The organism is Candidatus Sarcina troglodytae, from assembly GCF_015708635.1.
Lineage (GTDB): Bacteria > Bacillota > Clostridia > Clostridiales > Clostridiaceae > Sarcina > Sarcina ventriculi.
Genome location: NZ_CP051754.1, coordinates 1,989,860 through 2,015,840, shown reverse-complemented (window position 1 = coordinate 2,015,840; position 25,981 = coordinate 1,989,860). Strand labels below are relative to the sequence as shown.

Here is a 25,981-nt window from a genome sequence, read left to right as displayed (position 1 = left end):
AAAATATAAAAATAGATGAGATAACATGGAATTGTTAGAAGTATAAGAAAAAATGCTAGTAGGCAAGTTAAAATTAGGGGGAATTATATTATGAAAAAATTTATGGATGAAAATTTTTTATTGTCAAATGATACAGCAGTTGAGCTTTATCATAAATATGCTAAGGAAATGCCAATAATAGATTATCACTGTCATCTAAATCCACAAGAAATATATGAAAATAAACAATTTAAAAATATAACAGAGGTATGGTTATATGGAGATCATTATAAATGGAGAGCTATGAGAAGTAACGGTATAGATGAAAGGTTCATGACTGGAGATGCCACAGATTATGAAAAATTCATGGCTTGGGTAAAAACACTTCAAATTGCTATAGGAAATCCACTTTATCATTGGACACATTTAGAGCTTCAAAGATTTTTTGGTATTCATGAACCTTTAAATGAAAAAACAGCAGAGGGCATTTGGAATAAGTCAAATGAAATGTTACAAAGAGAAGATTTTAGAGTAAGAGATTTAATAAAAAAATCTAATGTAAAAGCTTTATGTACGACAGATGATCCTGTAGATTCTTTAGATTATCATATAAAGCTTAAAGAAGATAAAGATTTTGATGTTAAAGTATTGCCAACCTTTAGACCAGATAAAGCTATTAGAATAAATAAAGAAACATTTATTCCTTGGATAAATAAGTTGGGAGAAGTTACTGGAAAAGAAATTCAATCTTATGATGATTTATTAAAGGGTTTAAGAGAAAGAGTTGAATTTTTTCATAGTGTTGGATGTAGAATATCAGACCATGCATTAGATAGTGTATTTTATAAAGAGGCGTCTTATGATGAACTAAATAGAATATTTATAAAGGGATTAAGTGGAGAAGAAGTTTCTAAAGATGAAGAAAAGGCTTATACAACTGGAATTTTAAAATATTTAGGGGAAACTTATTCAGAGTTTGGTTGGACAATGCAATTGCATATTGCTGCAATGAGAGATAACAATACTAGGATGTTTAATAAAAAAGGAGCGGATATAGGTTTTGATTCTATAAATGATGAGGAAATTGCATATCCCCTTTCAAGACTATTAGATTCATTAGAAAGTGAAGATAAGCTTCCCAAAACCATATTATACACTTTAAATCCAAAGGATAATTATGTTATTGGAACTATGCTTGGAAATTTTCAAGGAACTACTGCAAAAGGAAAAATTCAATTCGGCTCAGCATGGTGGTTTGTTGATAACAAACTTGGGATGGAAGAACAAATGTCGACACTTGCTAACTTAGGTCTTTTAAGTAATTTTGTTGGTATGTTAACAGATTCAAGAAGCTTTTTATCATATCCAAGACATGAATATTTTAGAAGAATCCTTTGTAATTTAATTGGAACATGGGTTGAAAATGGAGAATTTCCAAATGATATGGAGATATTAGGAAGGATAATTAGTGATATTTCTTATAACAATGCAAAAAATTATTTTAATATGTAAATAAAATAATTTGATTGTTAGGTGTGTTTGTCTATTTTAAATAAGAATTAAATTTATTTTTAAATATATATAATCATTTAGTAGAAAATAAACGCTATGAATTTATTAATTTACGGTAAATTCATAGTGTTTTATACAATATGTGTATTTTTTATGTAGTTTGATATGGAAAAATGTGATAACATAAGATAAAACTTAGTTTAAAATATATTAGTATTTGTTAAGAATATATAGATTAATAAAATTAAAAATGTATTTAGCTATTAATTTGTATTACTTAAATAATAGAAAGGTGAAGAAAGATGAGTGTAACTATAAAAGATATAGCTAAATTAGCAAATGTATCACATACGACAGTATCTAGAGCTTTAAATAATAGTTCTTTAATAAATGAAGAAACAAAGAAAAAAATAAAAGAAATAGCAAAAGAACTTAATTACGTTCCAAATTATAATGCAAAGAGTTTAGTTTTGCATAAATCATATACAATAGGTTTGTTTTTTACTAGTATAACTCAAGGAACATCTCCTAATTTTTTCTTTGATGCTATAAAAGGGGTAAATAAATCTATTACAGATCAATACAATTTAGTTGTGAGAGCAATTGATAGTTATAAAGAATTTTCATCAATTAATAATAAAAGATTCGATGGAATAATATTAATGAGTCAAAGTGATGATGATAATGCATTTATATATCATGTTATTGCTCAAGGGATACCATTAGTTATATTAGATAGAGATATAGATATAGAATCAAATAATGTAGTAAATATCTTATCTAATGATAAAGAAGCTGTATTTAATGCAGTAGAATATATAATTAAAAATGGACATAGGGATATTGCGATATTAACAGGAAAAAAAGAATTTAAATCAACAGCAAAAAGAAAAGAAGGCTTTGTTAATGCACTCATAAAAAATAAGGTTCAAATAAATGATGAATATATAGTTTCAGGAAATTATAGTTTAGACGGAGGATATAAGGCTATGCAAAAACTTATAAGTTTAAGCAAACCTCCAACAGCGGTTTTTTGTTCAAATGATGATATGGCAATTGGAGCTATCAAAGCTATAATAGATGCCAATTTAAGTATTCCAGAAGATATATCTATAATTGGGTTTGATGATATAAAATTTTCAGCCTATACAACTCCATCTTTAACTACAATAAAGAGAAAAATTGAAAAGATAAGCGAAATAGGTGGAGAAAAAATTTTGGATATGATAGATAAGAAAGACATAGAAAAAGAAAAGATTTTTGTTGAAACTGATTTTATTATTAGAGATTCAGTTTTAGATTTAAGGTAGATATTTTAAAATATTGTTTTGAATTTTATAAGATTGCTAGTTTCTAGGATTTATGTTATTTAAATATTAGAAATTTATAGCAATTTTATTTTTAATATAATAAAAGTAATTAATTTTAATAATAAAAAATTAATAATGTATTAATTCGGTAGTAATATTTTTTTATTACTTGTTCACGTGTGCAAATAATGATATAATAAAAATAGGAAATATTAAATAGATTTACAAATAAAATGAAAGAAAATGTTTAAATCAACACGAAATAATTTAATTTGGAGGGGAAATTAATGATAGAGAAGATAAGGACATTAAATAAAATTACAGATGTTGGAGTTGTAGCAGTAGTTAGGGCAAATAGTATAGAAGAGGCTGAAAAAATATCAGCAGCTTGTATAGAAGGGGGAATATCGGCGATAGAAGTTACATTTACAGTGCCAGGAGCAGATAAAGTTATAGCTAGTTTAAAAGAAAAGTTTTCAGAGAAAGAATTAGTAGTTGGAGCAGGAACAGTTTTAGATAGTGAAACAGCTAGAATTGCAATTTTAGCAGGTGCTAAATATATAGTAAGTCCAGGGTTTGATTTAGAAACAGCAAAGCTATGTAATAGATATCAAATTCCATATATGCCAGGTTGTATGACGATTACTGAAATTATAAAAGCTATGGAGGCTGGGGCTGATGTGATAAAAGTATTTCCAGGAAGTGCTTTTGGACCAAGTATAATAAAAGATTTTAAAGCACCTCTTCCACAAGCACCTATTATGCCAACAGGTGGTGTCGATTTAGAAAATGTTGGTCAGTGGATAAAGAATGGTTGTATTGCAGTTGGTGTTGGTGGAAAATTAACAGCTGGAGCTAAAACAGGAAATTATGTTGAAGTAACTAGAATGGCAAAATTATTTGTAGAAAAAGTTAAAGAAGTTAGGAGAAGTTTATAGGAGGAATTTTAAGGTGAAAAAAGTTGTTACAATTGGTGAAGTTTTATTAAGACTATCTCCACCAGGATATGAAAGATTTCTTCAAGCAAGTACATTGGAAATGGCATATGGTGGAGCTGAAGCTAATGTTGCCATAGCACTTGCAAATTGGGGAATTAATTCTTGTTTTGTTACACAATTGCCTAACAATGATATTGGACAATCTGCAATTAATAATTTAAGGAAATATGGTGTAGACACCAGATATATACAAAGAAAAGGAGATAGGATTGGACTTTATTATTTAGAAAAAGGAAATTCAACAAGAACTTCTAATGTAATATATGATAGGGCTAATTCTGCTATGGTAAACGTAAACCCAGATGATTTTGATTTTGAAGAAATATTTAAAGATGCTGATTGGTTTCATGTATCTGGAATAACTTTGGCTTTAGGGGAGAAGTGTATAGCTTTAGTTGAAAAAGCTATAAATGAGGCTAAAAAAAGAAAGATAGGCATAAGTGTAGACTTAAATTATAGGAGTAAACTTTGGACTTTAGAAGAATTTGAGAATGTATTACCAAGATTTTTGGAGGATATAGATGTATGCTTTGGGTGGCTAAGTAGTATCGAGGGAAAACAAAAGGAATATAATGTAGCTAATTTTGCTAAAGATAAGTTAGATGAAGAGATGTTTACCAACATATTTTCTAAGATGAGAGAAAAATTTCGTATAAAATATGTAGTATCAACTTTAAGAGAAACTTATTCAGCATCGCATAATGCATTATCTGCCATAATTTATGATGGAAATGAACTTTATAAATCTGCAAGATATGATTTTTCGGTTCATGATAGAGTTGGAGCAGGAGATTCTTTTGCGGCTGGGCTTATATATGGATTAGTAAATGGAGAGAATCATAAAGAAGCATTGGAATTTGGAGTTGCAGCAGCTGTTATAAAGCATAGTATAGAGGGAGATGTTGATTTAGTATCAGCAGATGAAGTCTTAGCACTTAAGAATGGAAAAGGTATACAAAGTGTAAACAGATAATGTATATACTGTATATTTCACAAAGCTTTAAGTTGATACATAAAATAAAGAAAAGTATTGAGTGGAGCTGACAAGTGTGATATATGGGCTTATTTTAGCTGGTGGAAAGGGGACAAGGTTATATCCTCTTTCAAGGCAAAAGGAACCAAAACAATTTTTAAAAATTATAAATAACAAAAGTTTTTTACAAAATACTGTTGATAGATTGAGGCTTTTAGTTGATACAGACAATGTATACATTGTTACAAATAGTGATTATCAAGCTAAGATAAAAGATGAAATTGAACATATAAATGAAAAAAATATATTTACAGAACCATTAAATAAAGAAACTGCGACTTGTATAGGATTATCAGCTGTAAAATTTTTAAAAAAGGATAAAGATGCAATCATGGTAATCTTACCATCTGATCATTATATAGAGGAAAATGATAAGTTTATACAAACGTTAAAACAAGCTGTAGAAATAGCTGAGAGAAAAAGAGGAATTGTAACAATAGGGATATCTCCTACTAGACCAGAAACAGGATATGGATATATTGAAATGGGAGAGCGTATAAACGGAAAAATTCCAAGTTATAAAATATCAAGATTTACAGAAAAGCCTAATATAGAGGTAGCTAAAGATTTTTTGTCTAAGGGAAATTATCTTTGGAATAGTGGAATATTTGTATTTAGGGCAGATATAATATTAAGAGAAATAGAAAAGTATATTCCAAAGATGTATAAATCATTAATGGATATATATGTTCATTTAGGCGAAGAAACTGAAGAAGAAATTATTACGCAAGAATATAAAATGATAGAAGGTATATCAATAGATTTTGGGATAATGCAAAAAACTAGAAAAGCTTATGTTATAAAAGTGGATTTTTTTTGGGATGATATAGGTAGTTTTTCAGCATTAAGTAGATTTTTAAATCATGAAGAAAGTAATAATATATCTAAAAAAGTTTTTTTAGAAGAATGTAATAATTGTTCTATATTTGGAGGAAAAAGATTAATTGTTGGTCTTGGAATTGATAATTTAGTTATAGTAGATACAGATGGAGTCTTACTTGTTATGGATAAAAATAGAGAGCAAGAAATAAAACAACTTTTAAAGGATATGGAGAAAAACAAAGAATTAGAAGGGTATTTGTAATATTTAAGCTATAACTCAATTTTAGAGTTATAGCTTATTTTTGTAGCGGATTTCTATGGAAATAAAATAATAATAGTATTATAATTATTTTAATATAAAATTGTATCTAGGGTTTTAGAATTAATAAGATTGGGAATAATAATTTTAGTGTTATTGATGGAGGATATAGATAAAATGGATGATAGAGTAGTTGATTTTAATGAACTTAAAAATAAAGTCAGAGATAAAGATATAGATAAATTTGAATCATATATATATGACCTTTACTATTCAGTAGCAACAGGTGGAATGTCAATGGCTGACTTTACTAAAAAAGTAACAGAATATATGAATGACAATAATATATCTCAAGAAAAATTTTTTAACATTCAAAAAGAAATGTTAAAAAGATATGGTTTTGATTTAGGCGACATAGAGCAACAAATGAAGGGATTTGGTATGAATATGGGAATTCCTAATATGATGCCTTCAGAAGAAAGTTATGAAACATTTAGAAAAAATATCGGTTTTCAAGAAAAATATAAAAATCAATTAAATATAAAAAATATAAATGTTTGCAAAATAAAAAATGATTTAAATGATTTAGAAATATTTCTAAATGAAAAAGAGTTGATTATTAAGAGTGATAAGAAGGTTAATTTTAAAGATTTAGAGTTAAATGATTTTATATGTTCTTATAAAAAAACATTAGATGATGATAAAATTAAAGTAAGAGTATGTGATAGTGAAACAACTTATGAATATTAAATAAATTAGACTCCATTAGGAAAGGAATAAGCTATTTATAGATTTCTTAGTGGGGTTTAAATTTGTTTTTATTGATAAAATTTATATTAATTTTTATTTGATTTTATATTAAAATCTTATAAGCAAAGTGGTTAAAACTAAGGAGAAAAAATGTTAATAGGCACACATATGTTAATGGCAAAAAATATTTTGAAAAACATGAATGAGAATAAAAAGAATATGTTAAGTAATTTCAATTTCATATATGGGAATATAAAACCAGATATATTATCAAAATATAAATTAAAAAAACATTATGCAAAAGAATCTTATTCTATGGTATTAAATAAAATAATAAATCTTTCAAAACTTAGTATTATGGATATAGAGAAAAATATAGCTATTATTAAGTTTAGTCAGGAACTTGGAGTCATTTGTCACTTTTTATGTGATTTTTTCTGTATAGCACATAGTGAAACTTGGAGAGAAAAATATAAAATATTTACGCATATTAGTTATGAAAAAAAACTAGCTAGCAAAGCTAAAAAATTTAATTTTGATAATGCTATAGCTCAAATGCAGATATGTGATATAGGATTATTTATGGAAAATTGTTTTAGGCAACATGAAAAAGAGAGTAATTTTAATAATGATATAAGCTTTGCATATTATGTATGCAGTAATATTATTGATTATATTTTAGAATGTATAATAAATAATAGCTTTAATGGAAAATATATTAGTAAAATAATATAATTTTTATTTTGTTAGCAGGGTATTTTATTAATTAGGCTTAAATAAATATAGTTTTAATAAATAAATAAGTGAAATTTTAATATACATATAAGGAAAAATGTCAAAAGGTGTTGACAGAAAAAATCAGATTTTATATAATAGAAGAGCAAGAATACTTTCAGGCAGAAGTATGGATTGTGGGATTTATTCCCAAGCTTAGATTAATATTCTCTTTTAGAGTAAAAGGCTTTGTGTACGTAGTTATAGTGTTACACCAAGCCTTATTTTTTTAAGAGGTATATATTAATAAGGTGAAAAATTTATAATTATAACATAAAGTTATAAGTAATGTTAAAATATAGATAAATTTTATGTAAATATGATAAAATAGAAATAGGATAAATAAATTTATAACAAAGTTTGCAAAATAAGCTTTATAAAAATAATGTAAAAGAGGTGTTTAATTGTGATAGAGAAAAAGAAAAATATATCTATGGCTGTAATTAAAAGATTACCTAAGTATCATAGATATCTTCAAGAGCTTATAAATAATGATGTTGATAGAATATCTTCGAAAGAATTAAGTGAAAAAATAGGTTTTACTGCATCTCAAATACGTCAAGATTTAAATTGTTTTGGTGATTTTGGGCAACAAGGTTATGGATATAATGTTAAAGACCTATATAATGAAATTGGAGTAATTTTAGGGCTTGATAAAAGGTATAATACAGTAATAATAGGGGCTGGGAATATAGGGCAAGCAATTGCCAATTATACCAAATTTGATAAAGTTGGTTTTGAATTAACAGGTATATTTGATGCAAATCCTAAAATGCTTGGAATTAAAATAAGAGATGTCGCTATAAGAGATATTGATGATTTACCAAAGTTTTTGGAAGAAAATAAAATAGATATAGCTATAATATGTGTGCCTAGAATTAGTGCTCAAAGGGTTTGTGACGAGGTATTAAGAGGTGGAATAAAAGCTATATGGAATTTTGCCCCTGTTGATTTAGATGTTCCTGAAGATGTTACAGTAGAAAATGTTCATTTAAGTGAGAGCTTATACACATTAGTGTATCAATTAAATGATAAATAATTTCGTTGAATTTAACATAATATATTTTTAATGAAGTATTATACAAAATACTTCATTTTTTTTTGTTTATTTTGTTAACTTTATAACTAAAAATTAAAAAAATATTTATATAAATAACTAAAAAAATAAAAATATAGATATTTTAATAAAATAAATAGTGAATTTAATTAATTAAATTAAAAGTAAATTTTAAAATATAAACTAAAATAAATTGTAATTATTATCTAAATGAATTAATAGAGTTAAGTAGAGTTATCAGTTTTTAAATTTTGTGGAGTTTAAATGTTTGCTGAAAAATATTTATTGTACTTTAAATTTTTATAAAATAAAGTATTAGCTTGTGAATTATTTGGAGGGAATTGCATGTATGAAATAGTTGAGAAGAAACAATTAGCTGAAAGTATTTATTTTATGAATATAAAAGCTCCTAGAGTAGCTAAAGCTGCAAAACCAGGACAATTTATAATAGCTAAGATAGATGAAAAAGGGGAAAGAATACCTTTAACTATATGTAATTATGATAAGGATAAAAAAATAATAACAATAGTGTTTCAAGTTGTTGGTGAATCAACTAGAAGAATGTCATTGCTTAATAAAGGTGATTATTTTAGAGATTTTGTTGGACCTTTAGGTGTTGAATCACAATTTGTAAATGAAGATATAAGTTGTTTAAAAAATAAAAGGATACTTTTCGTAGCTGGAGGTGTTGGAGTTGCACCAATTTATCCTCAAGTTAAATGGTTAAATTCTAAAGGGATAAAAGCAGATGTCATTATTGGGGCTAAAAATAAAGATATGTTAATTTTTGAAAATGAAATTAAAAATGAGGTAGGTAATCTTTATATTACAACGGATGATGGTTCATATGGAATGAAGGGACTTGTAACAGATAAAATAAATGATTTAGTAAATATTAAAAATAAAGAATACGATTTAGTGGTTGCCATTGGACCTATGGTAATGATGAAATTTGTAGCACGTCTTACAAAAAAATTGAATATTCCTACGGTTGTGAGTTTAAATCCAATAATGCTTGATGGGACAGGTATGTGTGGTGCTTGCAGAGTAACTGTTGGAGGAAAGGTTAAATTTGCATGTGTTGATGGTCCAGAGTTTGATGCTCATAAAATAGATTTTGATGAAGCAATGAAAAGACAAAGCATATATAAAACTGAAGAAGGAAAAAAATATTTAAAAAATATTGAGGGAAAAACTCATAGTGGGGGATGTGGAATGTGTGGAGGTGATAAATAATGATAAATTCTAAAAGAATTCCCTTGAGAGAACAAGATTCTAAAATTAGAGTTAAAAATTTTGAAGAAGTATGCTTAGGGTATAGTAAAGAAGAAGCACTGCTTGAAGCTAACAGATGTTTAGGATGTAAAAAGGCTAAATGTAAGGAAAAATGTCCAGTGAATATAGATATTCCAGAGTTTGTTAAACAAATTAAAATTGGAAATATAGAAGAAGCTGCTAAAATAATAGGGAAATCATCATCACTTCCAGCAATATGCGGTAGAGTTTGTTCGCAAGAACTTCAATGTGAAAGTCAATGTGCTTTAGGATTAAAAGGCGAAGCGCTTGCGATTGGAAAATTAGAAAGATTTGTTGCGGATTATATGATAGAGAATAATATTTCAATAACTTATGATATAAATAAAAATAATAAAAAAGTTGCTATAGTTGGAAGTGGACCATCAGGTCTTACTTGTGCTGGAGATTTAGCTAAGTTTGGATATGATGTAACTATATTTGAAGCCTTACATGAAGCTGGTGGAGTTTTAGTATATGGTATACCAGAATTTAGATTGCCTAAGAATAAGATAGTTAAACGTGAAATAGAGAATGTTAAAAAATTAGGTGTAAAGATAGAAACAAACGTTATTGTTGGAAAAACGGTTAGTATTGAAAAACTTTTTGAAGAAGGATTTCAAGCTGTATTTATAGGGTCAGGGGCAGGACTTCCTAAATTTATGGGAATAAAAGGAGAGAATGCTAATGGGGTTTTTTCTGCTAATGAATTTTTAACTAGAAATAATTTAATGAAAGGTTTTGATGAAAATTATGATACTCCTATAAAAATTGGGAAAAAAGTAGCTGTAGTTGGCGGAGGAAATGTAGCGATGGATGCAGCAAGAACTGCATTAAGGCTTGGAGCGAAAGTTTCAATAGTTTATAGAAGAAGCGAAAATGAACTTCCAGCTAGAGCTGAGGAGATTTATCATGCTAAGGAAGAAGGAATAGACTTTAAAGTTTTAACTAGTCCAATTGAAATAATACAAGATGATAAAGGTTGGGTTAAGGCAATGAAATGTGTAAAAATGAGACTTAAGGGTGCGGATAGTTCAGGAAGAAAAAGACCAGTAGAGATTGAAGGATCTGAGTTTATTTTAGATGTCGATACTGTGATAATGTCCATAGGTACATCACCTAATCCAATTATTACATCTAATACTAAGGGATTAAATGTAAGTAAGGGGCAATGTATTGTAGCGTGTGAAGAAACAGGGCAAACTTCAATAAATGGTGTATTTGCAGGAGGAGATGCGGTAACTGGTGCAGCTACAGTTATATTGGCTATGGGGGCTGGAAAAAAAGCTGCAAAAGCTATAGATAAATATTTAAGAGGAAACGGTATTAAGTAGTTTTTTTGTATATTTGAATAGTGTAATTATTGGTGTATAATATATAAAACATTAATAATTGCATTATTTTTGTTTTATAAACCTATTTTTTTAGGGAGGTTTTATTAAATGGTAAATAAAATTAAAGAAAAATATAATGTTTTAAAAGTTAATACTAAAAAATATATTGATACTGCTAAAGATGTTGTGCATATGGCAAAAGAAACCATAGATACTGCAAAGGTTGGGTATAAAATTGTTAAAGAATTTAATGATTTAAACAATAGAAACATTCATGATAAAGCTAACAGTAATAATTATAATAAGGGTTATTATAAAACAAGAAATTCAAAAAGTGGTTCATACAAGAAAAGTAATATAGATATTAATAATAAAGATGCAATAGATGTTGAATTTGAAGAAGTTTAATATAGAGAAGGAAAAGAAAGATGTTAATAGATTTAATAAATAAATATTGGGATAAAAAATATGATTTAAACTGTGCTGAGTGTATGCTTTATGCTGCTAATGAAGAATACGATTTAGGGCTTTCTAAAAGAGAATTTAAAATAATGGCAGGATTTGGTGGAGGAATGGCGATAGAGGGAGTTTGTGGGGTAGCTTCTGGAGCAGTAGCAACGATAGGTATTATGTTTACAAAGGATAGAGGTCATGAAAGTGTCATAGTTAAAGAACTTACAAAAGAATTTATGCAAAGGTTTCATGAAACTTTAAAAACGTATAAATGCGATGAACTTAAGGAAAGATATAAAAAGAATGATGATAGAAGATGTATTTACATTTTAGAAGAGGCAGGAAAAATTTTAGCAAGGATAATTGAACGTGAAAGGAAAAATATAGTGAAATGGGATTAGATATACACTATTTAGATAACAAAGTAGTAATAAATAATATTAAAAACTTTAATATAAAGCAAATTTGTGAGTGCGGACAATGTTTTAGGTGGAAAAAAGAAAAAGAAAATAATTATATTGGAGTGGCTTATGGAAGAGTTATAGAAGTTCTTCAAGAGGATGATACAGTAACTATATATAATGCAAGTGAAGAAGATTTTAAAAATATATGGATTAAATATTTTGATTTAGAGAGAGATTATTCAAAAATAAAAGACATTTTATCTCAAGATGAAATTTTAAAAGTTGCACTCGAATATGGATATGGAATAAGAATTTTAAATCAGGATCCTTTTGAACTTGTAATATCATATATAATATCAGCTAGAAATAGTATACCTGTAATATCAAAAACGATAAATAATATATGTGAAGCTTATGGGAAAAAATTAGACTATAAAGGAAAGATATATTATGCTTTTCCAACAATAGAAGAGCTTTCTAAAGCTAGTGTAGAGGAAATAAAAAATTTAGGAGGCTCTTTTAGAAGTAAATATATAGTAGATACAACAAATAAGATATATATGTGCAACCTTGCTAAAGAAAAAAAATTGGATGAATCAAAAGAAATTATTGAGGAGTTGCTAGAAAAATATGATTTAGAAAAAATAAAAAATATGTCAGATAATGATTGCCATAAAGCACTTCAAGAATTTAAGGGAATTGGTGCAAAAGTTTCTGATTGTATAATGTTATTTTCTATGCAAAAATATTCTGCATTTCCTGTAGATATATGGGTAAAAAGAGCAATGATTCATTTTTATGGAGCTAATGATACATCATTAAATAAAATAAGGGTATTTGCTAGAGAAAAATTTGGGGAATTGTCAGGGTTTGCTCAACAGTATCTTTTTTATTATGCTAGAGAAAAAGGGATTAAATTTTAAAATCCCTTTTTTATTTTTATCTTATGATAATATAGTTTTAATATAAAAGAAATAAGTAAAATGATTGCTAATATAAAATATACACATATCATAAAAAATTCCTCAGGGAAGATTAATATTACAGAATCTTTTATCGGATTAAAAATCCAGTAATTATTGTTAAATAATATATTATGAAAAATAGTGAAAGATGAAGAAAAATTAGTGAACAAGGAAATAAAAAGGATGAAAATAAATAAAATAATAAAATAAAAATAATAATTAAAATTTTTAATTAAATTCATAAAAAATGATTTTTCATAAAAATAGTAGAGGATTATTGAGATAAAAATAATAATAAAAGCAATTATAAAAATTATTGAAAAAATATTTTTTACTTCTTGAAAATGAATGTAGGCAGTATTACTTATAGAAAAGTAATCTAATTCTAAATTGTTTATCCAAGGAAATCTTAAATAGTTTATAATATTTTTATAATCTGAGCATATATATTTAGAAGGTAAGTTTATTTTTAAGTTTAAATTTGTAGATTTTACAAATAATTTGTGCATAAGTATTGATGAATTCAAAACCCAAATAATAGAAAATAATATTGATGAAGTAAATAAATATATTATAAATCCAATTTTTTTTATCAAAATTAATTCTCCTTTTGTACATAAGATAAATTTATAAATAAAAAATTTTTTATTTAGTAATAATAAATTAATATGATTAGTATAAATAGAAATAGCTGTTAAAGTTTATAAGCTTTTTATGTTTGTTAATATTGTGAAAAATTAATAATAATATTATTGACATAATTTACAAAAAATATAATAAAATTATTAATTTTCTTTTAAATAGAAAAATGGAGTAAAAATAAGATAATAGGAGATAATCAATGGATTTGATTAAAAATAAAGATTTAAATTAATAAAATGCAAATCTTTACTGTTGAAATTAATTCATAAATTGTCTATTATAATATTAAATATTAGCACTATTGATTAGTGAGTGCTAAAAACTTTATGTTTAATTTGTAAATTTGAGGAGGAGTTCTGAATGAATATCAAACCACTTGGAGATAGAGTTGTTATAAAAAAATTAGAAGCTGAGGAGACAACAAAAAGCGGTATTGTTTTAACTGGTGCAGCTAAAGAAAGACCACAAGAAGCTCAAGTTGTAGCGGTAGGGCCTGGAGCTATGTCTGATGGGAAAAGAGTAGAAATGGAAGTAAGAGTAGGGGATAAGGTTTTATACTCAAAATATTCAGGAACAGAAGTCAAGGTAGAAGGTAATGAATATACAATTTTAAAACAAGATGATATATTAGCGATTGTAGAGTAATTAAAATTTAAAATAAAATTAAAGTAAATGGAGGTTTTTTATTTATGGCTAAAACAATATTATTTGGTGAAGAATCAAGAAGAGCTATGCAAGAGGGTGTTGATAAGCTAGCTAATACCGTTAAAGTGACTTTAGGACCAAAGGGACGTAATGTTATATTAGATAAAAAATTTGGTTCACCACTTATAACAAATGATGGTGTAACTATAGCACGTGAAATAGAACTTGAAGATGCATATGAAAATATGGGAGCACAACTTGTTAAAGAGGTTGCAACAAAGACTAATGATGTAGCAGGAGACGGAACAACTACAGCTACTCTTTTAACTCAAGCTATAATGAGAGAAGGATTAAAAAATGTTACTGCTGGTGCAAATCCAATGCTTATAAGAAGTGGAATAAAAATGGCAGTAGATAAAGCAGTAGAGGAGATTAAATCTATATCTAAACCAATAGAGGGTAAAGAGGACATAGCAAGAGTTGCAGCAATTTCTGCGGCAGATGAAAATGTAGGTAAGCTAATTGCAGATGCTATGGAGAAAGTGGGTAATGAAGGTGTTATAACGGTTGAAGAATCAAAATCTATGGAAACAGAACTTGATGTTGTTGAAGGTATGCAATTTGATAGAGGGTATGTTTCAGCTTATATGGTAACTGATACAGAAAAAATGGAAGCTGAATTAGATAATCCATATATTTTAATAACAGATAAGAAAATAACTAATATTCAAGATATATTACCACTATTAGAGCAAATAGTTCAAAATGGAAGAAAACTTTTAATAATAGCTGAAGATATTGAAGGAGAAGCTATGGCAACATTAGTTGTTAATAAATTAAGAGGAACATTTACATGTATTGCTGTTAAAGCTCCTGGATTTGGTGATAGAAGAAAAGAAATGTTACAAGATATAGCTATTTTAACAGGTGGTACAGTAATTTCAGAAGAACTTGGAAGAGATTTAAAAGAAACTACATTGGAAATGCTTGGGGAAGCTGAAAGTGTTAAAGTAACTAAAGAAAGCACAACAGTTGTAAATGGCAGAGGAAACAAAGAAGAAATTAAAAATAGAGTTCATCAAATAAGAATGCAAATAGAGGAAACAACTTCTGAATTTGATAAAGAAAAATTACAAGAAAGATTAGCTAAATTAGCAGGTGGTGTAGCAGTAATAAAGGTTGGAGCAGCAACTGAAACAGAGCTTAAAGAAAGAAAATTAAGAATAGAGGATGCTTTAGCTGCTACAAAGGCTGCGATAGAAGAAGGTATAGTTCCAGGTGGTGGAACAGCTTATGTGAATGTTATAAATAAAGTAGCTGAGTTAACTTCTGATGTAGCTGATGTTCAAGTAGGTATAAATATAATAGTTAGAGCTTTAGAAGAACCAATGAGACAAATTGCTCATAATGCAGGGGTTGAAGGTTCTATTATAATAGAAAAAGTAAGAAATAGTGAACAAGGCATGGGATATGATGCCTTAAGAAATGAATACAAAAACATGATTAAAGCAGGAATAGTTGATCCAACAAAAGTTACAAGATCAGCACTTCAAAATGCAGCATCAGTTGCTTCAACATTCTTAACAACAGAAGCTGCTGTAGTTGATATTCCTGAAAAAAACCCTCCAATGCCAAATCCAGCAATGGGTGGAATGGAAGGAATGTACTAAAATAAAGCGTAGGATTAGTGCATTAAATTAAATAGTAGTGTTAATAGCATATCTTTTCAAGTATTTAGGTTTTCTAAAACTTTAAAAGATATGCTTTTTTAATATAATTTTTTAATTTGATTGATAGACAATAGAATTGTTATATAAAAATAATATATGATTTAAGCATTTATAATAATAAATTGTGAAATATTTGTCGATAAGAAAGTATGTAAATGTTTTTGAAAATATAATATAATTTACTTATAAGTATTTAATATACATTTATAAAGGGGGAGGATTAAATATAAAATGTTTGATGTTAAAAGTCAATGTTTTATGTAAAGGTTGACAAAATGATATTAATAAATAATTGGGTTTATATTCTTTTAATTTATTAACTAAAAGGGTATTAGGTAAGTTTTTGAAAATAACATATTGTTTTAAAGGGGAAAGTTATGAAAAAAAGGGGATTAATAGCTAAGTTATTAATTATTAGTGTAGTTAGTACATTTTCATTAGGATTTGTAGGGTGTCAAACGTCTAGTACGAATGCTGAAAGTAATACAGCTAAAAGGGTTGTTAGGGTAGCACATGTTCAAAATGAAAATCATCCGATACATGGTGCTTTACTTGAATTAGAAAAGTATATAGAAGAAAAAACAAATAATAATATAGACGTTCAAATATTTCCTAATGAATTATTAGGCCCACAAACACAAACGATTGAACTTACACAAACAGGAGCAGTAGATATGGTTGTTGCGGGACTTGGAGCTCTTGAAGCATTTAATAGTGCATATACAGTGTTTAATCTCCCATATATAATGGACAGTATTGAGCATTATCATGCTGTTATGAATGATGAAAATATTATGGGGGAAGTATTTAATTCAACAGAGAGTAGTGGATTTGTAGGATTAACTTGGTTCGATGCAGGGGTTAGAAACATTTATACTAAAAATAAAGTTATACAAACACCAGATGATTTAAAGGGATTAAAGATAAGAGTTCAAACAAGTCCAACGAATGTAAAAATGTTGCAAGCGTTAGGAGCATCACCAACACCAATGTCATTTGGAGAGGTTTATACAGGTTTACAACAAGGTGTTATAGATGGAGCTGAAAATAACGAGTTAGCTCTTGTTAATAATAAGCATGGCGAAGTTGCTAAGGTGTATTCATACAATATGCATGCTATGTTGCCAGATATTTTAATTATTAGTACAAGTCTACTAGACAGGCTTACTGATGAAGAAAAACAAATATTTACAGAGGCAGCAAATATTGCAAATGAATGGGAAATTAAAAAATGGGAACAGAGTGTAGAAGAGGCTAAGGTTACAGCAGAAAAAATGGGCGTTGAATTTTATTATCCTGATGTAAAACCATTTCAAGATAAAATGGCTGATTTACATGCAGAGTATACTCAGGATGAGAATATGAAGGTTATATACGATAAAATAAAAGCAAAGGGAATTGAAGTTGCAAAAGCCAAAGAATATGAGGAGGATAGTGTTTTAGAAGAAACAGAAGAATAAAATAATCATAAATAAAATTTTAATTAATTATTAAGGGGAGAAATAAAATGAGTGGTTTAAGAAAAATTCTTGATAAATTTTTAGAAACTATTTGTTGTACATTATTAGTTCTAATGACACTTACTGCATCATGGCAAGTAATATCACGTTATATTTTAAATAATCCAAGTACTGCTACAGAAGAATTAACGCTTATAGCATTTGTTTGGACATCTCTATTTGCAGCAGCTTATGTTTTTGGTAAGCAAGATCATATGAAAGTTACTTTTATTCTTGATAAATTTAGTGAAAGTAATAAAATAAAGTTAAAAATTTTTGCTGAAATTGTGATTTTAGGATTTTCAGCACTTGTGTTAATTTTTGGTGGGTTTAAAATGTGTAGTTTATCTATGGCACAAGCATCATCATCATTACAAATTCCTATGGGGTATATATATTTAGCATTACCATTCTCAGGATTGTTTACGTGTGCATACAATTTATTAAATTTGATAAGCTTAAAAAAAGACTTTACTAATCTTAAAAAGAAAAAATCTAATTTAATAAATTTAAAGGTGAAAGGGGTTAAAAATGAGTTGTTAGTAGGAGGTAAAAAGTAATGAGTTTAGCATTAACAACTGGATTATTGCTTTTAGTAGTATTTGCTGTATTACTTATTGTGGGAGTGCCGATAGCTGTAACGATAGGAATATCTTCGGTCATAGGTGTCTTAGCAGCACTTCCATGGGAAAATGCTGTATTTACAGCATCTCAACGTATATTTACAGGAATAAATTCATTTTCACTTCTTGCAATTCCTTTTTTCGTTCTTGCAGGAAATATAATGAATTCAGGAGGGATAGCGATACGACTTGTAAATGTAGCTAAATTACTTGCAGGAAAACTTCCGGGTTCTTTGGCACATACAAATGTTGTTGGAAATATGTTATTTGGTTCTATAAGTGGTTCGGGTGTTGCAGCTTGTGCAGCAATTGGTGGAACGATGGCTCCTATTGAAAAAGAAGCGGGCTATAGTGCAGCTGTTAATATATCATCAGCTCCTACAGGACTATTAATACCTCCAAGTAATTCATTAATTGTATACTCGCTTGTAAGTGGAGGAACATCAGTGGCAGCTTTATTTATGGCTGGATATATTCCGGGAATTCTTTGGGGTGTCAGTGTTATGGTTGTTGCTTACATTTTAGCTAAGAAAAATAACTATACAGTAAAAAGGGATAAATTAACGGCAAAAATAGTTGGTAAGGTTCTTTGGGATGCAATTCCTAGTTTATCGTTAATAGTTATAATTTTAGGTGGAATTTTAGGTGGAATTTTTACAGCAACAGAAGCTGCTGCAATAGCAGTTGTATATTCATTTTTATTAGCATTTGTATTTTATAGAACAATAAAATTAAGAGATATAAAGGGAATACTTATGTCATCAGTTCAAATGACGGGAACAATAATATTTTTAATAGCAGCTTCATCAATAATGTCATGGGTTCTTGCTTTTACTAATATTCCAACTATAATAACAGAGTTTATTTTGGGAATTTCAAGTAGTAAAGTGTTGATATTATTAGCAATGAATATTTTATTGTTAGTAGTAGGAACATTTATGGATTTAACTCCAGCTATTTTAATATTTACACCCATATTATTACCAATAGCACAAAATTTTGGAATGGACACAGTGCAATTTGGTATAATGCTAGTATTTAATCTTTGTATAGGAAATATTACACCGCCTGTTGGAAATACATTGTTTGTAGGATGTAAAGTTGGAAAAACTAAGATAGAAAATGTAATAAAACACATGTTACCTTTTTACGTAGCTATAGTTACAGTTTTAATGTTAGTAACATTTATACCACAAATAAGTTTATTTATACCTAATATTTTAGGATTATAAAATTTATAAAATAATGTTTGCAAGAAATGTATTGCAAGCATTATTTTTTTATGGAGTGAATATGAAATGATATATGTGTCAATATTTAATATAAAAGAGATAAGAGGAGAATTCTTTTGAAATATATATTTGTATTTTATTATGGAATGGTTTTGGGAAATTTTTTTAGTACTTGCGTAGATAGAATACCACAAGAAAAAAGTGTCTTATATCCTAATTATTGTTGTAATAATTATAATAGTAAGTTAAAATATTACAATTTAATTCCATTATTAAGTTTTTTAAATTTAAGAGGAAAGTGTAAGAACTGTAATAAAAACATAGGGATACAGCATGTCATAATAAAAATTTTAACAGGAATTATGTTTGTAGTATTGCTTAAATATTTTAATTTTTCATTAAATTTTATTAAATATGGCTTATTGTTCTCGATTCTCATGGTGTCGTCTTTTATTGATTACAATACTCAATACGTTTTTTTTAATGTTTCAATAATTGGGATAGTTAGTGGAGTATTGTTTTTTATTTTAGATATTTTAAATGGTAAAGAAATATTATCAATGTTTTTAAAAGTAATAATTCCATTATTTCTAATATACGGGATTATGTTTATAGTTAAAAAGGTAAAGAAAATCGATGGAATTGGTTATGGAGATTTGGAGATATTTTTGATTTTAAGTTTGTATTTAGAATTGAGAGTAGTGTTTTTAAGTATGTATCTATCAATATTATTAGTATCCTGTGTAGCTATTATAAAATATATTAAAAAAAATAGGCAACAATATGTTGCATTTGTTCCATATATGTCTATAGCGACATTTGTATCTGTCATTTTTTATGAAGATATAATTAATTATTATTTATCTTTGCTCACCTTTTAACTAAGATAATGTATTACTTGAAATTAATGTCTATAAAACATAAATAATTTAATTTTATATAAAGTATAAAGCAATATTATAGTTAATAAATATAAAATTTATGAAATTAAAATCACTTTGGTATGGGAGGTTTATATGAAAAATATTAATTTAATAAAAAGAAAGAAAGGATTTACTTTAGTTGAACTTATGGTAGTTTTGGCTATAATAGCTACAATGACATTTATTGCAGTTCCTAATTTTACATCTATTAAAACTAGTGTTAATGAGAAGGTAGATAAACAAAGTTGTGAGGCAATAAAAAGAATTATAACTACCTTTGTCATAGATGAAACTATAGACGCGTCAAAGCAAACAGTAAACTTAACTTATAATGCGACTGGTGAAAATAAAGGTATTAATGGAATAGATAAAAATTCAGACAAAATTAAGACTTTAAATAGTGCTTTAAATGATGTAAAACCTCCTAGAAGTAATAATGATGAGTTATATAAAATTTCTGTTAACAAAGGAGGAAGTAATATCGTTGTAAGTGTGGGTAATATATGTACTGATTAATAATATTAGGTAAAAATTAATAAAAAACATAATAAAAATTATAATTTTTATTAATTGTATATAAAAAACGAGTGATTAAAAATAAATTTATACAAATATTATGAATATAAATAAATACAATTACAGTCGTTGACAACTTTTATATCATGAATTATAATTAAAAAAATTAATGATAAAATAAATCGCTCGTATAAACCCTGAATATGGCAGGGTGTCTCTACCGGAAACCTTAAAATTCCGTCTATGAGTGAATTTAATATAGTCTAAAGCGTTTTGAATAGTTTTGGGCGTATTAACTTCACTATAGAGTTAATGCGTCTTTTTTGATTTTTTAATATTTATTTTATGTAATAAATATTAAGTTAATAATAAAGATGATTTAGCAAAAGACATTGAGTTTATAATTTTATTAAAATCGGTAATATTATCTATTCTTTTAACAAATATGGATATTAAAAATAGTAATGGAGAGTGAAAAAAATGGCAAGAATATTAAAACAAGCTTATACCTTTGATGATGTATTATTAGTTCCTAACAAATCTGAAGTTTTACCTAATGAAGTAAGTTTAAAAACTAAATTAACAAAATCTATAACATTAAACATACCTCTTATGAGTGCAAGTATGGATACTGTAACAGAATCTAAAATGGCTATAGCAATTGCAAGAGAAGGTGGTATAGGTATAATCCATAAAAATATGACTATAGAAGAACAGGCTAAAGAAGTTGATAGAGTTAAAAGACAAGAAAATGGAGTTATAACAGATCCAATATCATTAACTGCAAATCATACAGTTAATGAGGCTTTAGACCTTATGGCACAATATAGAATATCAGGTGTTCCTGTAACTGAAGGAAATAAATTAGTTGGAATTATAACTAATAGGGATATCGTTTTTGAAACAGATTATACTAAAAAAATTTCAGAGGTAATGACAAAGGCACCTTTAGTAACTTCTAAAGAAGGAACTAGTTTAGAAGAGGCTTTACAAATTCTTAGACAACATAAAATAGAAAAATTACCTTTAGTTGATGATGATAATAACTTAAAGGGGCTTATAACAATAAAGGATATAGAGAAAGCTAAAGCGTTCCCAAATGCTGCAAAAGATGCTAAGGGCAGATTATTATGTGGAGCATCAGTTGGTATAACAAAAGACATGATGGAAAGGGTTGATGCCTTAGCAAAAGCTCAAGTTGACGTTATAACTTTAGATACAGCTCACGGACACAGTAAAGGGGTTTTAGAAGGAGTTAAAAAGATAAAAGCTAAATATCCAAATCTTCAAATAATAGCAGGAAATATTGCTACAGCAGAAGCAGTTAGAGATTTAGTAGAGGCCGGAGCAGACTGTGTAAAGGTAGGAATAGGACCAGGTTCAATTTGTACTACAAGAATAGTTGCAGGTGTTGGTGTGCCACAATTAACAGCAGTTATGGACTGTGTTGAAGAAGCTAGAAAAACAGGAACTCCAGTAATTGCAGATGGTGGTTTAAAATATTCAGGAGATATAGTTAAGGCATTAGCAGGTGGTGCGCAAGTTGCAATGATGGGTTCATTATTTGCAGGTTGTGAAGAGGCGCCAGGAGAAATGGAAATTTATCAAGGAAGAAGTTATAAAGTTTATAGAGGTATGGGTTCTTTAGGAGCTATGGAAAAAGGTTCAAGTGATAGATATTTCCAAAATGGAACTAAGAAATTTGTTCCAGAGGGAGTTGAAGGAAGAATAGCATATAAAGGTCATGTTGCAGATACAATATACCAATTACTTGGAGGAATAAGATCAGGTATGGGATATTTAGGAGCGGCTACTTTAGAAGATTTATATGAAAATGCTACTTTTGTTACACAAACATCTTCAGGAATAAGAGAAAGTCATCCTCATGACATAAATATAACTAAAGAAGCGCCAAACTATAGTGTAAATCAATAGCCTATGTGGTAAGATAAATTAGATAAAATTTTAAAATTAACGGAGGATACACTTTGAGAGATTTAGTATTAGTTATTGATTTTGGTGGACAATATAACCAACTTATAGCTAGAAGAGTTAGAGAATTTGGTGTTTATTGCGAGATAGTACCATATAACTATGGAATAGAAAAAATAAAAGATAAAAATCCTAAAGGAATAATATTTACTGGAGGTCCTAACTCAGTTTATGGAGAAGATACACCTCAAATAGAAAAAGAAGTGTTTGAATTAGGTGTACCTGTTCTTGGAATATGCTATGGACAACAATTAATGTCTCATATTTTAGGTGGTAGAGTTGATACTGCACCAGTTAGAGAATATGGAAAAAGTCATGTAAATTTAGATAATTCATCTAAATTATTTAAAGGAATAGAAAAAGAAGAAGTTTGTTGGATGAGTCATACTGATTACGTAGCAGAGGCACCAGCAGGATTTAAAATAATAGCACATACAGATGTATGTCCAGTAGCTGCTATAGCTAATGAAGAAAAGAAACTTTATGGAGTTCAATTCCATCCAGAAGTTGAGCATACTCCATTTGGTAAAGATATGTTAAGAAATTTCGTTCTTAATATATGTGATTTAGAACCATCTTGGTCAATGGCATCTTTTGCAGAAGAAAAGATAGCTGAAATAAAAAGAGTTGTAGGAGATAAGAAGCTTATTTGTGCTTTATCTGGCGGAGTTGATTCATCAGTTGCTGCTGTTTTAGTTCATAAAGCAGTTGGAAAGCAATTAACTTGTATCTTTGTTGATCATGGTCTACTTAGAAAAGATGAAGGAGATCAAGTTGAAAAGATATTTAGAGAAGGCTTTGATATGAATCTTATAAGAGTAAATGCTCAAGATAGATTCTTAGGAAAGCTTGCAGGGGTTTCTGATCCAGAAAGAAAGAGAAAAATAATAGGTGAAGAGTTTATAAGAGTATTTGAAGAAGAATCAAAGAAATTAGGGCAAATAGACTTCTTAGTTCAAGGAACTATATATCCAGACGTTGTTGAAAGTGGAACAGGAACTTCAGCTGTTATAAAGAGTCATCACAATGTTGGAGGACTTCCTGAAGATATAGAATTTTCTTTGATAGAACCTTTAAGAGAATTATTTAAAGATGAAGTTAGAGCAGTTGGTGAAGAACTTGGAATACCTCATCACTTAGTTTGGAGACAACCGTTTCCAGGTCCTGGATTAGCTATAAGAGTTTTAGGTGAAGTTAATGAAGAAAAACTTGAAATAGTTAGAGAAGCAGATGCTATATTTAGAGAAGAAATAGCTTTAGCAGGACTTGAAAGTGAAATATGGCAATACTTTGCAGTTTTACCTAACATACAATCAGTTGGTGTTATGGGAGATGAAAGAACTTATTGTCATACTGTAGGATTAAGAGCTGTAACATCATCAGATGGTATGACATCAAACTTTGCTCATATACCATATGAGGTTATAGATAAAGTTTCTAGAAGAATAGTTAATCAGGTTAAAGGAGTTAATAGAATAGTTTACGATGTAACTTCTAAACCACCAGCAACTATTGAATGGGAATAAAAAATAATTTAGCCAAAAAAATCACATTTATATAAATAAAGGTCTAGTATATCTATGATTAGGTGTACTAGATTTTTTATGTTTAAAATTGTATTGACGAGGTATACTGTATTTATATGTGAATAGATTGAAAAATAATATAATTAACTACTTAGTAATAAACATGCATAAAAATTTATGATATAATATTCTTATGGAAAAAATGTTTTCCTAAGCAATAATATACTGATTATTAATAAAAATATTTAAATTTTATATTTTGGAGGGCAACATCTAATGAGAAAAGGATTAACTATTGATTTATCAAAAGCAGATTTAAGTTTAAAGGATCATGAAATAGCTTATATGCAAGAAGCTGTGAATATGGCACATGATAAGATACACAATAAGACAGGTGCTGGAAATGATTTTTTAGGATGGGTTGATTTACCTGTAAATTATGATAAAGAAGAATTTGCAAGAATAAAAAAAGCAGCTAAGAAAATACAAGATGATTCAGATGTTTTAGTGGTTATAGGAATTGGTGGATCTTACTTAGGAGCTAGAGCTGCAATTGAAATGTTAACTCATAACTTCAATAATATGTTATCTAAAGCAGAAAGAAAAACTCCAGCTATAGTATATGCAGGAAACAATATAAGTTCAACTTATTTATCTGAATTATTAGATGTTTTAGAAGGAAAAGATATAAGCTTAAACGTTATATCTAAATCAGGAACTACAACAGAACCTGCTATAGCATTTAGAGTTTTAAAAGAATACATGGAAAAGAAATATGGAAAAGAAGAAGCTAAGAAGAGAATATATGCAACAACAGATGCTAAAAGAGGTGCATTAAAAGGTTTAGCGACTGAAGAAGGTTATGAAACTTTTGTTATACCTGATGATGTTGGAGGAAGATATTCAGTTTTAACAGCTGTAGGATTACTTCCAATAGCAGCAGCTGGAATTAATATAGATGAAATGATGGAAGGAGCACAAGATGCAAGAGAGGAATACTCTAATCCATCATTAAAAGAAAATGTTTGTTATAAATATGCAGCAGCTAGAAATGCATTATATAATAAAGGAAAAGCTATAGAAATATTAGTAAATTATGAGCCAAGCGTTCATTTCTTTAATGAGTGGTGGAAACAATTATTTGGAGAATCAGAAGGAAAAGATGGTAAGGGATTATTCCCAGCAGCTGTAGATTTTTCAACTGATTTGCATTCAATGGGACAATATATCCAAGAAGGAAGAAGAAATCTTTTTGAAACAGTAATAAATATAGAAAAAGCTTCAAAAGAAATAGTAATAGAAAAAACTGAAAATGATGCTGATGGATTAAACTTTTTAGCTGGAAAAACTATTGATTTCGTAAATAAAAAAGCATTTCAAGGAACACTTTTAGCACATTCAGATGGAGAAGTTCCAAATTTAGTTGTTAATGTTCCAGAAATAAGCCCATACTACTTTGGTAGATTAGTTTATTTCTTTGAGAAAGCCTGTGGTGTGAGTGCTTATATAATGAATATAAACCCATTCAATCAACCAGGAGTTGAAGCATATAAGAAAAATATGTTTGCTCTTCTTGGAAAACCAGGATATGAAGATTTAAAGAAAACTTTAGAAGATAGACTTTAATTTAATATTAAAGAAGTTTATAATTTAATATGTTTTAAAAACTATATCAAGATTTTTGGTATAGTTTTTGTTTTTATAAATAAA

24 protein-coding genes and 1 riboswitch are annotated in these 25,981 nt (G+C 27.9%); of the genes, 23 read left to right on the top strand and 1 reads right to left on the bottom strand.

From position 1 onward, the window contains the following. The first annotated feature begins 90 nt into the window (after nt 1–90). The 13 genes from uxaC (at nt 91) to HH195_RS09250 (ending at nt 12,901) form a co-directional block, all read left to right on the top strand. Entirely contained in the window at nt 91–1,491 is a 1,401-nt protein-coding gene (uxaC, locus tag HH195_RS09310) for a glucuronate isomerase (RefSeq protein WP_196370928.1), read from the top strand. Nucleotides 1,492–1,793: 302 nt separating this feature from the next. After that, complete coding sequence (locus tag HH195_RS09305) at nt 1,794–2,801, top strand: LacI family DNA-binding transcriptional regulator (RefSeq protein ID WP_196370927.1); 1,008 nt, start codon at nt 1,794–1,796, stop codon at nt 2,799–2,801. Between the two features lie 287 nt (nt 2,802–3,088). Then, nucleotides 3,089–3,739: a bifunctional 2-keto-4-hydroxyglutarate aldolase/2-keto-3-deoxy-6-phosphogluconate aldolase gene (locus HH195_RS09300; protein WP_196370926.1), complete on the top strand. Its 651-nt coding sequence runs from the start codon at nt 3,089–3,091 to the stop codon at nt 3,737–3,739. 13 nt (nt 3,740–3,752) lie between these two features. Continuing rightward, a complete protein-coding gene (locus HH195_RS09295) occupies nt 3,753–4,772 on the top strand; it encodes a sugar kinase (RefSeq protein WP_196370925.1) in 1,020 nt (339 codons plus the stop codon). A gap of 76 nt (nt 4,773–4,848) precedes the next feature. After that, complete coding sequence (locus HH195_RS09290; protein ID WP_196371930.1) at nt 4,849–5,916, top strand: mannose-1-phosphate guanylyltransferase; 1,068 nt, start codon at nt 4,849–4,851, stop codon at nt 5,914–5,916. Between the two features lie 174 nt (nt 5,917–6,090). Beyond that, on the top strand, nt 6,091–6,663 hold the full coding sequence (locus tag HH195_RS09285) for a DUF3867 domain-containing protein (protein WP_055260046.1): 573 nt from the start codon (nt 6,091–6,093) through the stop codon (nt 6,661–6,663). A gap of 150 nt (nt 6,664–6,813) precedes the next feature. Further along, complete coding sequence (locus HH195_RS09280; RefSeq protein ID WP_196370924.1) at nt 6,814–7,398, top strand: zinc dependent phospholipase C family protein; 585 nt, start codon at nt 6,814–6,816, stop codon at nt 7,396–7,398. A 448-nt stretch (nt 7,399–7,846) separates the two neighbouring features. After that, the gene (locus HH195_RS09275; RefSeq protein ID WP_055260077.1) at nt 7,847–8,476 is read left to right on the top strand and encodes a redox-sensing transcriptional repressor Rex; all 630 of its coding nucleotides are present in this window, start codon (nt 7,847–7,849) and stop codon (nt 8,474–8,476) included. A 363-nt stretch (nt 8,477–8,839) separates the two neighbouring features. Next, nucleotides 8,840–9,730 carry a sulfide/dihydroorotate dehydrogenase-like FAD/NAD-binding protein gene (locus tag HH195_RS09270; protein ID WP_196370923.1) on the top strand — a complete coding sequence of 297 codons (891 nt, stop codon included), beginning with the start codon at nt 8,840–8,842 and terminating at the stop codon, nt 9,728–9,730. Then, nucleotides 9,730–11,121, top strand: coding sequence for an NADPH-dependent glutamate synthase (gene gltA, locus HH195_RS09265; protein WP_196370922.1), 1,392 nt, complete (start codon nt 9,730–9,732; stop codon nt 11,119–11,121). The genes HH195_RS09270 and gltA overlap by 1 nt, the downstream gene beginning before the upstream one ends. Nucleotides 11,122–11,229: 108 nt before the next feature. Then, a complete protein-coding gene (locus tag HH195_RS09260) occupies nt 11,230–11,529 on the top strand; it encodes a hypothetical protein (protein ID WP_055260050.1) in 300 nt (99 codons plus the stop codon). 20 nt (nt 11,530–11,549) lie between these two features. Continuing rightward, nucleotides 11,550–11,975 carry a C-GCAxxG-C-C family (seleno)protein gene (locus HH195_RS09255; protein WP_112365373.1) on the top strand — a complete coding sequence of 142 codons (426 nt, stop codon included), beginning with the start codon at nt 11,550–11,552 and terminating at the stop codon, nt 11,973–11,975. After that, on the top strand, nt 11,966–12,901 hold the full coding sequence (locus HH195_RS09250) for a DNA-3-methyladenine glycosylase family protein (RefSeq protein ID WP_055260052.1): 936 nt from the start codon (nt 11,966–11,968) through the stop codon (nt 12,899–12,901). Before HH195_RS09255 ends, HH195_RS09250 begins: the two co-directional genes overlap by 10 nt. Here the strand turns inward: HH195_RS09250 and HH195_RS12720 are convergent. Next, nucleotides 12,898–13,539 (bottom strand): TIGR01906 family membrane protein, encoded by a 642-nt coding sequence (locus HH195_RS12720; protein ID WP_196370921.1) that lies wholly within the window; start codon nt 13,537–13,539, stop codon nt 12,898–12,900. The two genes, HH195_RS09250 and HH195_RS12720, sit on opposite strands and share 4 nt — an antisense overlap. A gap of 406 nt (nt 13,540–13,945) precedes the next feature. Between HH195_RS12720 and groES the strand changes: the two genes are divergently transcribed. The 10 genes from groES (at nt 13,946) to HH195_RS09195 (ending at nt 25,897) form a co-directional block, all read left to right on the top strand. Next, nucleotides 13,946–14,230 (top strand): co-chaperone GroES, encoded by a 285-nt coding sequence (groES, locus tag HH195_RS09240; RefSeq protein WP_055260054.1) that lies wholly within the window; start codon nt 13,946–13,948, stop codon nt 14,228–14,230. Nucleotides 14,231–14,274: 44 nt separating this feature from the next. Further along, nucleotides 14,275–15,900: a chaperonin GroEL gene (groL, locus tag HH195_RS09235; protein ID WP_058993824.1), complete on the top strand. Its 1,626-nt coding sequence runs from the start codon at nt 14,275–14,277 to the stop codon at nt 15,898–15,900. Between the two features lie 437 nt (nt 15,901–16,337). Next, nucleotides 16,338–17,420, top strand: a complete 1,083-nt coding sequence (locus HH195_RS09230; RefSeq protein ID WP_196370920.1) for a TRAP transporter substrate-binding protein — start codon at nt 16,338–16,340, stop codon at nt 17,418–17,420. 47 nt (nt 17,421–17,467) lie between these two features. Beyond that, the gene (locus tag HH195_RS09225; RefSeq protein ID WP_070101207.1) at nt 17,468–18,019 is read left to right on the top strand and encodes a TRAP transporter small permease; all 552 of its coding nucleotides are present in this window, start codon (nt 17,468–17,470) and stop codon (nt 18,017–18,019) included. Beyond that, the gene (locus HH195_RS09220) at nt 18,019–19,314 is read left to right on the top strand and encodes a TRAP transporter large permease (protein ID WP_196370919.1); all 1,296 of its coding nucleotides are present in this window, start codon (nt 18,019–18,021) and stop codon (nt 19,312–19,314) included. The genes HH195_RS09225 and HH195_RS09220 overlap by 1 nt, the downstream gene beginning before the upstream one ends. A gap of 116 nt (nt 19,315–19,430) precedes the next feature. Beyond that, on the top strand, nt 19,431–20,195 hold the full coding sequence (locus HH195_RS09215) for a prepilin peptidase (RefSeq protein ID WP_196370918.1): 765 nt from the start codon (nt 19,431–19,433) through the stop codon (nt 20,193–20,195). A 135-nt stretch (nt 20,196–20,330) separates the two neighbouring features. After that, nucleotides 20,331–20,753: a type II secretion system protein gene (locus HH195_RS09210; protein ID WP_196370917.1), complete on the top strand. Its 423-nt coding sequence runs from the start codon at nt 20,331–20,333 to the stop codon at nt 20,751–20,753. A gap of 166 nt (nt 20,754–20,919) precedes the next feature. Further along, nucleotides 20,920–21,017: riboswitch (purine riboswitch) on the top strand. 216 nt (nt 21,018–21,233) lie between these two features. Next, nucleotides 21,234–22,688, top strand: a complete 1,455-nt coding sequence (gene guaB, locus HH195_RS09205; protein ID WP_196370916.1) for an IMP dehydrogenase — start codon at nt 21,234–21,236, stop codon at nt 22,686–22,688. A gap of 53 nt (nt 22,689–22,741) precedes the next feature. Beyond that, complete coding sequence (guaA, locus tag HH195_RS09200) at nt 22,742–24,271, top strand: glutamine-hydrolyzing GMP synthase (RefSeq protein ID WP_196370915.1); 1,530 nt, start codon at nt 22,742–22,744, stop codon at nt 24,269–24,271. Between the two features lie 276 nt (nt 24,272–24,547). Continuing rightward, nucleotides 24,548–25,897: a glucose-6-phosphate isomerase gene (locus HH195_RS09195; protein WP_055260062.1), complete on the top strand. Its 1,350-nt coding sequence runs from the start codon at nt 24,548–24,550 to the stop codon at nt 25,895–25,897. Nucleotides 25,898–25,981: the final 84 nt, after the last annotated feature.